Source organism: Vibrio sp. J383, assembly GCF_023503985.1.
GTDB classification, from domain to species: Bacteria; Pseudomonadota; Gammaproteobacteria; order Enterobacterales; family Vibrionaceae; genus Vibrio; species Vibrio splendidus.
Genome location: NZ_CP097294.1, coordinates 247802 through 261751 on the forward strand (window position 1 = coordinate 247802; position 13950 = coordinate 261751).

Genomic DNA, 13950 nt, shown 5'->3' on the forward strand with positions numbered 1-13950 from the left:
ATTAAACTAACTTTTGTGTACTATGAACCATCCTCGCTATTTATCAACCCCAGAATGAAACAATTTTGTTACATCAACCCATCACATTAAGTACGCACTCATCCTGAAAAGCTTACAATTCATTGCTTTACATAAAATATCTTTACGTAAAAATAAATTACAAAAAGACCAAATGATAAATAAATGTTAAATACAGTTTGCTTGTTTACAATTTCTACAATATAAATATCCTTAAAAAGAGCATTTTGTATACAAAGTGGCATCGTATTGTTTAAAGGAGACAACAATGATGAATGACGTAAAAGAGAGAGAAGAAGTACAATGTATGCAGGTACTTGGGAAGATGGACAACTCCGAGTACAAAGAGATCTTGTCTAAAGATGCATTAAAATTCTTAGAAGCTCTCGTCAATAAGTTTGGAGATCGCCGTCATACCCTGCTAAGTGACCGCGACACAAAACAAGCTCAATATGACGAGGGAGAGCTACCCAATTTCAGAAAAGACACCATTTCCATTCGTCAGAATAAAGAGTGGAAGGTAGCAACACCGCCGCCAGAGCTGCTTGATCGCCGCGTAGAGATCACCGGCCCCATCGAAAGAAAGATGGTGATCAACGCGCTAAACTCAGGCGCGAAAGTCTTCATGTGCTGCTTTGAAGATGCGTCTTCTCCTACTTGGGCCAATATGGTCGAAGGGCAAATCAACCTAAGAGATGCCAACCTTGGAACCATTAGTTACTTCGATGAGAAAAAGCAGAAGAGTTACCAGTTAAACAACGATCCTGCACTGCTGATTGCCCGCCCACGAGGGATTCACCTTCCTGAGCAGTCCATTCAATTCAACAATCAGCCTATCGGCGGTTGCTTGATGGACTTCGCCTTGTACTTTTTCCATAACTATCAATCACGTGCACAACAAGGTTTAGGGGTTTACTACTACATTCCAAAACTTGAAAGCATGGAAGAAGCGCAATGGTGGGACGATATTTTCAGCTTCACCGAAAATTATTTCCATGTACCAAAAGGCACCATTCGCGCGACAGTATTGATCGAAACGCTACCAGCCGTGTTCCAGATGGAAGAGATCTTGTATGCAATGCGTGATCATATCGTGGCGATGAACTGCGGTCGCTGGGATTACATCTTCAGCTACATCAAAACGCTGAAGAACCATAAAGACCGCATCCTGCCAGATCGACACGGGATCGGCATGGATCAAGAATTCCTCAACGCCTATAGCCAACTGTTGGTGCGTACTTGTCATGCTCGCGGTGCACTGGCGATGGGTGGTATGTCGGCCTTTATTCCAGCAAAAGACCCGCAAGAGATGGCGCGTGTGACTGCCAAAGTAATTGAAGACAAACAGAGAGAATCTCAAAACGGACACGATGGAACTTGGGTCGCGCACCCTGCACTGGTTGATTTGGCAATGTCGATCTTTGATAAGCACCTTGATGGCAAAGTAAACCAAATGGATTTCCAAAGCCCAGAGCATGTGATCAACGCCGACACGCTACTCAAGCCTTGTGAGGGCAGTCGCGACGAAGCAGGAGTACGTAAAAATATACGCATCGCGCTGTATTACATCGAAGCTTGGATCCAAGGCTACGGCTGTGTGCCTATCTACGGACTGATGGAAGATGCCGCCACCGCAGAGATCTCAAGAGCCAATATCTGGCAGTGGATCCACCACGGGGTAACACTCGATGATGGCCAAACCTTTACTAAATCACTATTCCACTCTTGGCTTTACCAAGAGCTAGACACGATAAAACATGAAGTCGGAGACTCGCGCTATGCAGCAGGTCGATTTGAAGAGACAGCCGATCTTTTCTATCAACTTTCTACAGCCGAAGAGTTCGCTGCCTTCCTAACTTTACCCAGCTATGGGCTATTACAAGAGTCCAGTTAGGACTCTTGTACCGAACTGAATCAGTCAATGATGCTCACCAACAAGAGTCATGATTGGCTGACTTAGCTTGGTACACGGCCCCTTGAAAAACTAGGAGATAACATGGGAAGTTTGACTCTACAACAAGCGTTAACCATCATTGATGGCACCTTACAAGCAGGAAACAAGATCCACACTGAGCCTTTGACGGTCGCGGTCTTAGACAGCGGTGGCAAGCTGATTTCTCTGCAACGTCAAGACGGCTCTAGCATGATGCGACCAGACATCGCGATTGCTAAAGCGTGGGGGGCACTCGCACTGGGTTGTTCCTCTAGAAAACTCGCCCAAGATGCTGACAACCGACCAGCATTCATCTCCGCCGTAAACGTGCTCGCACACGGAAACATGGTGCCAGTTCCAGGGGGGCTACTGATTCGAGACAAGGATAAAACGGTACTGGGTGCTATCGGCGTCAGCGGTGACATTTCAGACATTGATGAAAGCTGCGCCATTAATGGTATTGGCTGCGCAGAACTGTTCAGTGACGAGATGCTGCAAGCTTAATCCGTCACTTAGCACCATATTTAAAACAAACCATACTGAAAACATTACTTTAAATTCTGATTCAGAAACAAAAAACCGAAGCTTTGAGCTTCGGTTTTTTATTCATAAGTTGCGCCAACAACACTAACGAATAAGGTGTGATTAGACAAAGAACGCTAACGTACAAGAACCATTAAGCGCGTCCATTTGGTGTCTTGCTTTAGCTTGTTAGACAGCCAGTAATCAACACTAAACGATCCCGCGCCAAGTACCGCTAACGCTAGATACCCACCAGCAACAGAGACGTTTTTGTAGAAATGAATCATTTGCCCCGACGAACTTGGGTCGAAGTGAAACATAACACCAGAAACCAAAGAGAAAAACGCAATCGACAACGCAGTAAAGCGAGTCATGAATCCAGCTAGAATCGCAAGTCCACCACCGAGTTCAAGCAAAATAACCAAAGGCAACAAGTAAACGCTGACCCCTTGAGATGCCATGTACCCCGCCGTTCCTTCATAGCTAAATAGCTTTCCCCAACCCGCTTGAATAAACAAGTAAGCCAATAAAATACGAGCGAAAAAAGTCAGTGTGTCGTTCAATCTAGTGTTCATAGTTCTAAGCCTTGATAAGTTTCATTGCCGATAGGTTATTCGACTTAGCATTAAGATGATAACGAGAAAAATAGAACAACTTGTTTGAAATTTTAGTAGACATACTCGCATACAAATTACTGACTAAATCCGAAGATTGAACAACCTCAATGCTGTTACCATTGCCTTAAATTCATTGAAACACTTGCTTTGAAAAAGCTAGAGAACCTCGGCTCAGCCTAAGCCATCTAAATGAGTCAGAGAAATAACCCCGTTTAACAAACACAAAAAAACCGAAGCTCATCACTTCGGTTTTCAAATCAGTTTGAGTTAACTCAGTTCAATAAATTCAACAAGCCGATCCAGCCAGTCAATTACTCGTAAGCACTCAGCCATGTTTTAAGCAACTGGTTAGTATTTTTCTTCTGGCTAGTAGACAGTGATTTAACGAGCTTTTTCTGCGTTTCGACATGTTCGGTCATCATTTGATCAATAAGAATGAGACCATCTTTGGTTAACTGAACACTCACGCTACGTCTGTCTTCTTTACTGTGCTCACGACTGATCAGCCCTTTGGCTTCTAGCTTATCAAGGCGATTGGTCATCGCGCCTGATGTCAGCATCATCGACCCGATCAGTTCTGACGGAGTCAGTCGGTAAGGCTTTCCAGAACGTCGCAACGTCGCCAGCACATCAAACTCACCCAGCTTCATGTCGTATTTTTTATGAAGCTCAGCAACTTGCGTCTCCATATACTTGGCAATACGCATGATCCGGCCCATCATTGCCATAGGCTCAGTTTCTAGCTCAGGCTTTTCCTTTGCCCATTGCTCTACTACGCGGTCGATAGCATCCATTTGCGATCTCGCTCCGTTATTAGTCTGATTACTTCAACTAGTTTAACATAAAGATACTTTACAACCACTAGTTCTCAGTATACAGTTCACACAATAGTTATCTTAACGTAAAGATATTTCAGATGAACATATTATTAGCAATGATCCCCGCGTTCTTTTGGGGAACAACCTATGCAGTGACGCAATTTACGCTACAGGAGTGGCCACCATTATTATTGGGTGCTTTGCGTGCGTTACCTGCTGGTTTGTTATTGCTAGCGGTAAAACCAACGCTGCCTAAAAAAGGCGAGTGGCAGATCATTTTCACATTGGGTCTTATCAATATTGCGACCTTCTTTGGCCTGATCTTCGTAATGGCGTTAACGCTGCCTTCGGCAATCTCTGGCGTGGGCATGATCTCCGTGCCTGTGTTCGCGATGATCTTTCACTGGGTAGTGAAAAAGCAACGCCCACATTTGATTCAAGCGCTGTCTGGTATTGGCTTGATCACCTTAGCGTGGATATTATTCAACCCAAGTCAGATCGCTTTAAATCCAATCGGTTTAGGCGCCATGTTCGCGGCAATCATGTGTATTGTCATCGGCAGCAGCATTACTAAATCACTGGGTAATCGCATGCACTGGTGGAAGGTATTAACGTGGCAACTGATTTTGGGTGGTACGATTTTGTCTGTCGCTTCTGGCGTTCATGCCTTCATCGACCCACAACCTTATGTTAATGCTGTCACTCATTTCGATACTCGCAACGCTATGGGTCTATTGTGGGTGATTGGGCTGAACACAGCACTAGGTTACGGCATGTATGTGTGGTTGCTACAACGTATGTCGGTGGTTGATTTCACCTTCGGCGGTATTGCAAACCCAGTTGCGGGCATCGTGACCGGTATGGTGTTAATGGGTGAATCATTTACTCCAGTCCAATATTCACTAATGACCGGCATGATCGTGATGTCGCTACTACCGCAGCTAATCCTTGCAGTAAGACAAACCAAACAAGTTAAGCCTGTTACGCAGTAGATACTGTTTCCTAAACGTATTGATAAAAACGCGCCTTACATAGGCGCGTTTTTGTTGGTGGCCAGGCCATCGGTGAACCAAAGAATCACGCCCTACTCAATATGTCGAACCTTGGTCATCAACAGGGCTAAAGCAGTAAATAATTGAATAATGAAGCAGAGAACAAAGATATTGGGTACGCCGAATTCTGATACCAAATAACCAGAAACCGCCAAACCAAAGGGCATCAATAATTTAAACAGAGACCCCGTAATACCTGCAACTCGGCCTAAATGTTGCTCATCGAAAACTTCTTGGCGGTAACTCCAGATGCAAATACTGCTGTACACGCCAATCGCACTCACCCACATAAAGGCGCCCACTAATGCCCATTTACCATCAAGACTAAACAGCCCATCACCAACAAAAGATGACATTAAAAGTCCGCTAGCTTGGACGCCGTCTATGAATAATACAGGAATAATAAAACCGACCGCTTCAAGTGCAATAGAGACCATAAGTAAAACACCTAAGCCAATGCGTTGACGAACTTTGTCAGCAGTAAACGAACCTAACAGCCCTCCGATTCCAGATGCTGCAATCAGGTAGCCCACCTCCATATGATTTAAAGCCAGCTCTGCTTTTGCAAAGTAGATAGCTTGAATCCAAAATACCGCTCCCGTGGTATTTATCACCATCACCGCTAAGGTAATGTGCCACATGTTCTTGTTCGCATACAAGATCAGCCAACCCTCTTTCAGTGCACTAAACACCGACTGATGAGCAACGGGCGTAGACGGCTTGAATTCCAATTTATTGAGCTGCCAAAACGCTAGCACATACATCACTGCAATAAGTAAAAACACATTATGTAACGCGGATAACAGAAGCAGACCACCTGACAAAACCGGACCGACCGTTTCTAGCAAACTGTACAAGGAGCTCATTCTCGCGGTGGCGGTATTTTGCATGTGCTGAGGTAAAACATTTTTCATCATCCCGATACGCGCATTGTGATAACCATAGTTAAACGCCATCATCAAGAATGCACACGGGAATAAAGCATATAGAGGGTTAGAAAGCCAACGCACTGCAATATATGAGACAACCAACACCAACACTTGCCCAAGTAACATGCATTGCGACCACTGCTTCTTATTGAATTTATCAACCCACACACCAATGAACAGCGCCAATAAAAGATTGGGTAAAAACTCGACCGCTCTCATCCAGCCCATCATCTCTGAAGACTGCGTTAACTCGTACACCAACAACGGTAGAGCAAGGTCATAAACCTTGGTCCCAAAAGCGACGAAGAACGCCGTCGAAAACAACACAATAAAGCTCGAGCTTTTCCAAATAGAGGACGTCGCCTCTGCTTTATTTACACTTTCCATTTTTCATTCCTTTTAAAAACAATCGAATAACCCTATTATCGAGATTAAAAGATGAAGAAAAATAGAAAGATTAAGCAAGGATTTCACCTTTATGCATTACTGGAAGGCACTGGCATTTTTACGTTCTCGGGTACTCATTAACCAACCAACTCAACTTTCGCTTGCAGAAATTACTGAAGCTCTGGGTTGTACCAAACGTAACGCACAACTGGTTATCAAAAAGCTAGTAAACGAAGGCTGGATTGGGTGGAAGTCAGGCGTTGGACGGGGCAACCTACCCACACTCACTCTACTCAAAAACGTGAACTATGAGTTAGAACTGCGGATTGATGAATTACTATCGGAAAACAAGGTCGACCAAGCTTTAGAGCTTATTGAAGAGTCGCAACGCGATCAGTTTCTACTTGGTTATATCAGTCGCTATCAGAGCTTGCCGACTACGCTCGATATTCTGCAAGTTCCTTTCTATCGAGGCACACATAGCCTAGACCCGATTGAAGTGACACGACGCACTGAAGCACATATCACCCGATACCTGTTCAGTAACTTACTGCGTTTCAACACGCGTACTCACTCGTTTGAAGGTGACCTTGCAATCGATTGGTACCAAGTTGAAAGTCGTTGGTATTTCACTTTGCGAAAAGGCTTAGTGTTTCATGACGGTTCACCGATTCTAGCGCAGGACATCAAAACCCATTTCCAACGTTTGCTAGGCAACTATAACCATAATAGCCAGCAGTTTAAATGCATCTCAAAAGTCACGGTTGTAGACCCTCTTCACCTCTATTTTGATATCAATGCCAACGCTGGATATCTTCCATCACTGTTATCTGGATCTGCTGCAGGTATTACGAAAAAGGTAGGAGATACGATTGTTGGTAGTGGCAGTTTTAAATTGGTCGAACAATCTGAATGGCTTACCAGGCTGGAAGCATTCAAACACTATCATGGTCACCGCCCTTGGGTAGATGGCATAGAGATATGGAATGTCGGCGATAAAGCCAAAGACTATGAGATGCACTGCGATATTGTTCATTCGCACCCGCATTACCGACACTCCTCAATATCGTTCGAGCTTGAAGAGATGGAACAGTGGGAAAAAGGTTGTGAACACGCATTGATAAACCCACATCGCCATCCTTGGTTCGGAGAAGCAAAGCGCGTTAAATCACTAAATGAATTACTCCGCATACTTGGTGTCGCTAAAGATATTCCTCTAGACACTGTCGGCTACGCCTGCGGAATGCTTGCTACGACTAACCAGCCATCAAGCTCTAAACTTATTAACAACAGTGACCAAGACGTATTGAAAGCCGCCCAGCATCTAGCTGACTCACTAACTAAACCGACCCAACCAATAAAGATTCTGACCTACCAATTGTTTGATCACATCAAAATGGCTCGCCATTATTGTGAGCGATTAAATGAACTTGGTTTTGCTTGCGAATATCAAGTGCTCGAATTCCCGGACTTTTGCCAACAAAGCAATCTACAAAATGCGGATATATTGATCAGTGGTGAAGTGTTTTCAGACAATCTCGACAGCAGCTGGATGGGATGGCTACAAAGTTCTATTGCCTTAGAGGTTTGTTTAACTGACGAGCAAAAACAGTGGCGTAACAAAAGCCTTGAACAGCTATGGGTTCTCAATGACTACCACCAGCGACAATCGGTCTTTCTAGAGCTTGAGGCACAATTAATAGAGTTCGGTGTTTATAGACCGATTTTCCACGTAAAACAGCAACTCAATTATGCTAAAACAGTTAATCCAGTTGAGCAGCTGGCGAATGGTTGGATCGATTTCAACCAAATCACCATGCGTCGCTGAGTAGCAATATTTCTAGATAAGAAACCACCCCTTTATAGTCTGATTAAATAAAGGGGCTTTTTGCTTCATATCATGTCTTTCGTATCAATTGAGCATACAGCGATCGACTTAAATCAGTTTCGCCGCTTCGGCCTCAATTTCAACTTTCCATCGCTCGTCAAAGAGCCCTTGTACAAACAGTAATGTCGTTGGGAGACCACCAACATCGAAAGGCAATCGCTGCTTTGCGGCTTGATAGTCAGACATATCATTCCGGTCGACTAAGTACAGCCTTACACTGATTAAATCTTCGATATCCATTTGGTTTGCCTGAAGCACACCTCTCAGATTTTTCCAAGCCAGTACAATCTGTTGTTCCGCACTTTCAGCCACCATCCGTTCGCTATCAATCCCTAGTTGCCCAGCGATGTGCAACCGCGTTGAACCTGCGGGGATCAACGCACATTGATGATAATTAGCGGCTGGAGCGGGTACTGAAGAAGGGCTCCATATCTTATTCATCATTACCCCTCAGAGGCTGTGACGATTTTTGACATGACGGTGATAATTGGCATATCCGTAAGCATCGCGCCTAAACGGTCAAAATCACCAATATCTTTGCGCCAAGCAATGTATTCATTAAAGTGAGCGGTACTTTCCCATTCTTCACATAAAACCAAGGAATTTTCTGCCAAATCTTTTTGATAAAGCTCCGCAGAAAGGTTGCCGTTAAAAGTACGAGTATCTGGCAATATTTCGTTAAAAAACTCACCGATCTCTGCCGTTTTATTTTCAGTATGGCTCAAGGTAAATTGCACTAAAATAGTCATCATTCTCTCCGTTTTCTTATTTTGTTAAGGTACGAGGAGAATCTTACTTGTTTGTTAAAATAGATAAATACAGTAATATTTGAAACATAGTTCGATTCAATAAGACAATAAACCACCATGAAAAACGAATTGCATCGCATGCAAGTGTTCGCCCAAATTGTAGAATCGGGCTCCATAACGAAAGCAGCTGATAAGCTAGATCTCTCAAAGTCTGTCGTTAGCCATCACTTACAAGGGCTTGAGCAACACCTTGGTGTGAAATTACTCACTCGAACAACACGTCGCCAATCCTTAACCGACGCTGGACAACGTTTTTATCAACGATGCTTAGAAATGCGAAAATTAATGTCGCTTGCGGAAGAAGAAGTGCGCGAGTCCTGTTCTGATTTTGCAGGCACTATCACCATCACATCCCCACACACATTGATGACACACCTTATTGGACCTGCAATGTGTGAGTTTATGAAAAGCCACCCTCGTATCGAGCCTCAACTATTGGCCAACGATATGCGCATAGATCTTATCGAGAAATACATAGACCTGTCGGTCACTGTTGGGGCTCTTCCTGATTCAACGTCTCGTGCAATTAAGCTCGGAGAGCTTCATCAGGTACTGTGTTGTCACCCAGATTATCTTACTAAGGCGCAAATACCGCAGCCAATCACGCCAAGTGACCTCTCCCAATATGACTACATTGCCAATCAGTGGGAAGGAATCAACAGCCAAAGAAGCTTTGAAATTAATAAGGGCAAAGTAAGCACGTATCAATTCAGGGCAAGTCGAATCGGAGATAGCGTTCCAACCATCCGCATGATGGCCTTAAATGGGTTGGGGATTGCCTGTTTACCTAAACAAGCAATTGAAGAAGACCTGAAAAAAGGAACATTGGTAAACATCTTGCCCAAAGATCAAGTTCTTAAAGCCTCTTTCTATGTCGTACATAATTATGGGTTACAGGTGCCAGTCAGAATTCGCGCCTTTATTGAACACCTAAAACAACACGCTGAATCTTATTCTTAATATCTTTCAATCAAATTGCCATACGTCGCTAAACTGGCGATTTATCGACCAGCATTAAACCTCACAAAGAACAATGACTTTGTTTGAGTTATCTATAATGGAATAATTTTCTTAAAAGTAACTATATTAGAGATTTTATTTCCACAAAAAGCTCAAATTAGAGATAAAAAGGCAAAACTTTTCTCCGACTACCTTTCTATACTGTGCCACGTCATTAAGGCGCCACAAGCCTATGATTTAAAATAATTATTAATGAGTAGTCACCATGAATTCGAAGTCGCTAACTATCTTGCTTTTTGTCTCTGTTTGCTTAATTTGGGGAACCACTTGGTTCGCTATGGAAGTGGCATTGCATTCTATCCCACCTATTTTTGCCACTGCGTTACGCTTTTTACTTGCAGCACCTCTGCTTGCGGTATTAGCAAAAGTCTTCAACCAACCTTTGCTTTTCCCTAAAGGTAAACGTCAATGGCTGCTTATTGTGGCACTGATGTATTTTGCTATTCCGTTCACTTTGATGATCTATGGTGAGCAATACATCTCTTCTGGTCTAGCGTCGATCATCTTCGCCAACATGCCAGTCGCTGTCATGCTGATGTCGGGTTTATTCCTAGGCCTACGATTAGCGAAGCACCAAATCTTCGGTTTGGTCACAGCTGTTGTGAGCCTATGTTTAATCCTTGGCAATGAAATGCAAATGGGTGGTGATGACTACCTTATTGGCACGGTTTGCTTAGGCCTTGCTGTTGCCATTCACGCAGTGATGTATGTTTTAGTTCAAAAGCACTGTAAAGGCATCGAAGTACTTACCTACAACGCCGTTCCGAGCTTAATTGCTTCTCTATTCTTGTTCGCAGTTTCAGCGATGGGTGAGAGCGTTAATGTTGAATCCTTCACTTGGGATTCAATCTCAGCAGTCGTGTACCTAGGTTTTGTGGCGAGTGTTGGCGGCATTGTGGCTTACTTCAAATTAGGACAGGTTTCGACCCCTTTCCAAGCGTCTATCTGCTTCCTAATCTTCCCAGTGGTTGCGCTGCTGATCTCTTGCTACATCAATGGTGAGGTTCTATCTGAACAGTCTCTGCTTATGATGATCCCTCTACTTTGTGGCATCTTGCTAACCAAGGCGCCAAAGGGAATCTTCAAGCTGCGTGGTGGATTAAAAACCGTAAGAAGCTAATCCGACTGAAAGTTAATTAGGTATTCCAAATAGCACATACAAAAAGCTCCAATATCGCTATTGGAGCTTTTTGTCTATCTCATCAGATTGAAACCAACTTAGCGCCAGCTAAACATTCGAACTTCATTACCCTCTTCAGGCTTCTTAGGGATGTTTAAAGACAGTGCCAAAGAAACCACCGCCATCACTGCACCAATGTAGAAAACCGTTGCGGGAGACGATAACCAAATCACACCAAACGCGACTGGAATAACAACCGCTGCAATATGGTTGATGGTGAAAGAGACACCCGCGGTTGATGCCATGTCAGCAGGATCCGCAATTTTCTGGAAGTAGGTTTTGATCGCCAATGCCAACGCAAAGAACAGATGATCGACCACGTAAAGTGCTGCCGCCCACTCAGCGCTTTGCACCAAGCCATAACCAACAAACACACCAATCAAACCCACATACTCAAAGATCAGCGCTTTGCGCTCACCGACTACACCAATAAATCGACCAATACGTTTGGCAAACAAAAAATTAAACAGATAGTTGATTAAGAACAGTAGCGTTATATCAGCAGCCGAGTAACCGAACTTCTCTACCATCAAAAAGCCTGCGAACACCGTGAAGATCTGTCTTCTTGCACCACTCATAAAGGTGAGAGCGTAGTAGAGCCAGTAACGCTTTCTCAATACCAATTTCTTATTTTGCTGAGTCTTGGTTTGAAACTCAGGGAAACCAAAGGTCATCACCAAAACTAAAATAAAACCGATGCCTCCGGTAATGCCATACACCCAAGCAAAGTCGAGTTTAAATTGCTCTAGCATCATCCAAATCGAGCCATAAGTGATTAACGAGGCTAACGCGCCAACGGAGATCATCTTACCTAGCATCTCTGGCGCTTCTTCTTTACTCAACCATTGCAGTGACAGAGACTGCTTCAGCGTTTCAAAATAGTGAAAACCCGTAGACATCAAAACCGTAGTCAGCAACAAGCCTGTGAGTGTAGGAAATAAACCGGTAATCGCCGTGCCTACAGTCAGCATCGCCAGCGATATCAACATAAAGCGTTGCTCACGAATGAATGCCAATACAAACACCACGGTAAACGCTAAGAAGCCTGGGATCTCACGAACACTTTGCAGCAAGCCAATATCGGCACCATCAAAGTTCGCTTTCTCAATCACGAAGTTATTCAGCAAAGCCATCCAGCTCGAAAACGCAATAGGGACAACAATCGAAATCAGTAATAAGAAGTTTTGCGGCGTTTTCCAATTCGTAACAGGTTCACTCATGAGTAGAATTTCCTTATCATTAATCCAACATCATACTCTCGTTTCATTAGAATCAACAAATGATTAACTCGGCATTTACAAGGTGAGCAACGAAACCTTTGATAGTAAAATTAGAATGTGGCGGTAAACGAGGAGGCTTTAAATGTCGAAAAAAATATGAATTATGAATTATGAATTATGAATTATGAATTATGAATTACACCATATCGACCTTAATAAGTGATGAGTAGCATTCATTCGGTGTACATAATGCATCCTCATAGCTCTACAATGACTGAAGACTGAATGGGTATTATAGATAAGCAGCAAGAACGAAAAAATCCTCATAGAACAATTCTATGAGGATCTGTATTCTTAACTTACAAAGTAGCAACCCTGAAAGGAATCAGGTTTACTTTTAAATCAAAAGTAGAACTTTAAACCTGTTACCCCAGACCATTGTTCAGATTCTTTATAAGTTTTATAGCTTGCACCTAACTCAATCGCAAAAAAATCAGTAAAGTTTATCTCGCCCATTAGCGAGTATTTATTCATCGTATTTTTATCAACGTAAGAGTAACGATAGCTAGGAGTAAAAGTCAGAAAGCTAATTGGGGTATATTTGAAACCAACATGCGCAGAAGGAGCATATTCACTAAACTCAAGTTTGCGTCGCTCTGCATCGATACGATTTACGCCAACAGATAAAAAAGGCACGACTCCATTGACATAGTTACCGTTAAACCCTAATCCAGCATAATGATCTCTAAACTGAGTTTTTCCGGTGCTCATCCCAGAGAATTCAGTTTCCACGAATACATTGTTAGTCAATGAGAAAGATAATGAAGCATATGCGCCCACAAGGTCTTGTTCTTCTTTTTCTGAAAACTTGGATCCTAAATATTGGTCCAAACCTTCATTTTGCCCACCTTGAAGGCCAAAACTGAAACTATTAAAGTAATTCTGCTCAGCATGCGCGAAACTAGAAAACATGATAGGTAACGCAATGATTATTTTACTTATTTTTTTCATTATACATCCAGATATACATTTTATAAATCAAGGCTAAGGTACAACTTAGTTAGAGTGTATTCAATGATATTTTGTATGTATTCACATTAAATCTCATTAACAACTCATCACAATTTGAAATATATCCTAACAACACGTTAATCCTGTTAATAACCACTCATGACTAGACTTAATTCCATTTATTCAAGAAAGTTAACAGACACTGGTAAGATGTGCGACCAGTAAATATTAGATAGAATCCAACTGAATATAAAATTTATTAAATTCACTTTCATTAAATTATATATTTAATGAAGAAATCAAAGAATCCACCTACAACGTTGAACTATCAATGGTGAGAGAACCACTTATTAACATCAAATTTAATGACGTAAGAAGTACTATTTTCGATATTTATTTTAAGTCACAGTTTCATTTAATCGATAATGAATAGTACAATAAAAAATTCAACGCCAACAAAATCCAAGGTTTTAGCCATGCTCACTCGAATATCGGTCATTACTACTAGCTGTATTTTCATGTTATGGATAAATACAGCCTATGCTG

The 13950-nt window shown here is 42.6% G+C and carries 13 protein-coding genes; 6 read left to right on the forward strand and 7 right to left on the reverse strand.

All coding sequences use genetic code 11. The annotated features are described in order from the left end of the window. Positions 1-286 precede the first annotated feature (286 nt). Together aceB and M4S28_RS17715 are read left to right on the forward strand one after the other, a co-directional pair. Positions 287-1912 (forward strand): malate synthase A, encoded by a 1626-nt coding sequence (gene aceB / locus M4S28_RS17710; protein WP_249633380.1) that lies wholly within the window; start codon positions 287-289, stop codon positions 1910-1912. 102 nt (positions 1913-2014) lie between these two features. Continuing rightward, entirely contained in the window at positions 2015-2455 is a 441-nt protein-coding gene (locus M4S28_RS17715) for a GlcG/HbpS family heme-binding protein (RefSeq protein WP_004732837.1), read from the forward strand. 155 nt (positions 2456-2610) lie between these two features. On the opposite strand, the gene M4S28_RS17720 is transcribed toward M4S28_RS17715, so the two are convergent. Together M4S28_RS17720 and M4S28_RS17725 are read right to left on the reverse strand one after the other, a co-directional pair. Then, positions 2611-3048 carry a DoxX family protein gene (locus M4S28_RS17720; protein ID WP_249633381.1) on the reverse strand — a complete coding sequence of 146 codons (438 nt, stop codon included), beginning with the start codon at positions 3046-3048 and terminating at the stop codon, positions 2611-2613. A gap of 353 nt (positions 3049-3401) precedes the next feature. Then, positions 3402-3884, reverse strand: coding sequence for a MarR family winged helix-turn-helix transcriptional regulator (locus M4S28_RS17725; RefSeq protein WP_004732835.1), 483 nt, complete (start codon positions 3882-3884; stop codon positions 3402-3404). A 122-nt stretch (positions 3885-4006) separates the two neighbouring features. Here M4S28_RS17725 and M4S28_RS17730 point away from each other — a divergent pair, with 122 nt between their 5' ends. After that, positions 4007-4900 carry a DMT family transporter gene (locus M4S28_RS17730; RefSeq protein ID WP_017088615.1) on the forward strand — a complete coding sequence of 298 codons (894 nt, stop codon included), beginning with the start codon at positions 4007-4009 and terminating at the stop codon, positions 4898-4900. 92 nt (positions 4901-4992) lie between these two features. Here the strand turns inward: M4S28_RS17730 and M4S28_RS17735 are convergent, their stop codons facing one another. Then, the gene (locus M4S28_RS17735) at positions 4993-6276 is read right to left on the reverse strand and encodes an MFS transporter (protein ID WP_249633382.1); all 1284 of its coding nucleotides are present in this window, start codon (positions 6274-6276) and stop codon (positions 4993-4995) included. 91 nt (positions 6277-6367) lie between these two features. On the opposite strand from M4S28_RS17735, the gene M4S28_RS17740 reads away from it, so the two are divergent. Further along, complete coding sequence (locus M4S28_RS17740) at positions 6368-8104, forward strand: ABC transporter substrate-binding protein (protein WP_249633383.1); 1737 nt, start codon at positions 6368-6370, stop codon at positions 8102-8104. 108 nt (positions 8105-8212) lie between these two features. On the opposite strand, the gene M4S28_RS17745 is transcribed toward M4S28_RS17740, so the two are convergent. After that, positions 8213-8608, reverse strand: coding sequence for a RidA family protein (locus tag M4S28_RS17745; protein ID WP_249633384.1), 396 nt, complete (start codon positions 8606-8608; stop codon positions 8213-8215). Further along, a complete protein-coding gene (locus tag M4S28_RS17750; RefSeq protein ID WP_017076979.1) occupies positions 8608-8916 on the reverse strand; it encodes a putative quinol monooxygenase in 309 nt (102 codons plus the stop codon). Before M4S28_RS17750 ends, M4S28_RS17745 begins: the two co-directional genes overlap by 1 nt. A 114-nt stretch (positions 8917-9030) precedes the next feature. On the opposite strand from M4S28_RS17750, the gene M4S28_RS17755 reads away from it, so the two are divergent. Beyond that, positions 9031-9933 (forward strand): LysR family transcriptional regulator, encoded by a 903-nt coding sequence (locus M4S28_RS17755; RefSeq protein ID WP_249633385.1) that lies wholly within the window; start codon positions 9031-9033, stop codon positions 9931-9933. Positions 9934-10198: 265 nt separating this feature from the next. Then, on the forward strand, positions 10199-11113 hold the full coding sequence (locus tag M4S28_RS17760; protein ID WP_102538114.1) for a DMT family transporter: 915 nt from the start codon (positions 10199-10201) through the stop codon (positions 11111-11113). 98 nt (positions 11114-11211) lie between these two features. Here M4S28_RS17760 and M4S28_RS17765 read toward each other — a convergent pair whose 3' ends face one another. Beyond that, entirely contained in the window at positions 11212-12393 is a 1182-nt protein-coding gene (locus M4S28_RS17765; RefSeq protein ID WP_249633386.1) for an MFS transporter, read from the reverse strand. Between the two features lie 402 nt (positions 12394-12795). Continuing rightward, complete coding sequence (locus tag M4S28_RS17770; protein WP_102344501.1) at positions 12796-13404, reverse strand: hypothetical protein; 609 nt, start codon at positions 13402-13404, stop codon at positions 12796-12798. Positions 13405-13950: the final 546 nt, after the last annotated feature.

Bases quoted from the DNA above. Each gene is read 5' to 3' on its own strand.
- aceB (WP_249633380.1), top strand. From the start codon at position 287: ATGATGAATGACGTAAAAGAGAGAGAAGAAGTACAATGTATGCAGGTA.
- M4S28_RS17715 (WP_004732837.1), top strand. From the start codon at position 2,015: ATGGGAAGTTTGACTCTACAACAAGCGTTAACCATCATTGATGGCACC.
- M4S28_RS17720 (WP_249633381.1), bottom strand. From the start codon at position 3,048: ATGAACACTAGATTGAACGACACACTGACTTTTTTCGCTCGTATTTTA.
- M4S28_RS17725 (WP_004732835.1), bottom strand. From the start codon at position 3,884: ATGGATGCTATCGACCGCGTAGTAGAGCAATGGGCAAAGGAAAAGCCT.
- M4S28_RS17730 (WP_017088615.1), top strand. From the start codon at position 4,007: ATGAACATATTATTAGCAATGATCCCCGCGTTCTTTTGGGGAACAACC.
- M4S28_RS17735 (WP_249633382.1), bottom strand. From the start codon at position 6,276: ATGGAAAGTGTAAATAAAGCAGAGGCGACGTCCTCTATTTGGAAAAGC.
- M4S28_RS17740 (WP_249633383.1), top strand. From the start codon at position 6,368: ATGCATTACTGGAAGGCACTGGCATTTTTACGTTCTCGGGTACTCATT.
- M4S28_RS17745 (WP_249633384.1), bottom strand. From the start codon at position 8,608: ATGATGAATAAGATATGGAGCCCTTCTTCAGTACCCGCTCCAGCCGCT.
- M4S28_RS17750 (WP_017076979.1), bottom strand. From the start codon at position 8,916: ATGATGACTATTTTAGTGCAATTTACCTTGAGCCATACTGAAAATAAA.
- M4S28_RS17755 (WP_249633385.1), top strand. From the start codon at position 9,031: ATGAAAAACGAATTGCATCGCATGCAAGTGTTCGCCCAAATTGTAGAA.
- M4S28_RS17760 (WP_102538114.1), top strand. From the start codon at position 10,199: ATGAATTCGAAGTCGCTAACTATCTTGCTTTTTGTCTCTGTTTGCTTA.
- M4S28_RS17765 (WP_249633386.1), bottom strand. From the start codon at position 12,393: ATGAGTGAACCTGTTACGAATTGGAAAACGCCGCAAAACTTCTTATTA.
- M4S28_RS17770 (WP_102344501.1), bottom strand. From the start codon at position 13,404: ATGAAAAAAATAAGTAAAATAATCATTGCGTTACCTATCATGTTTTCT.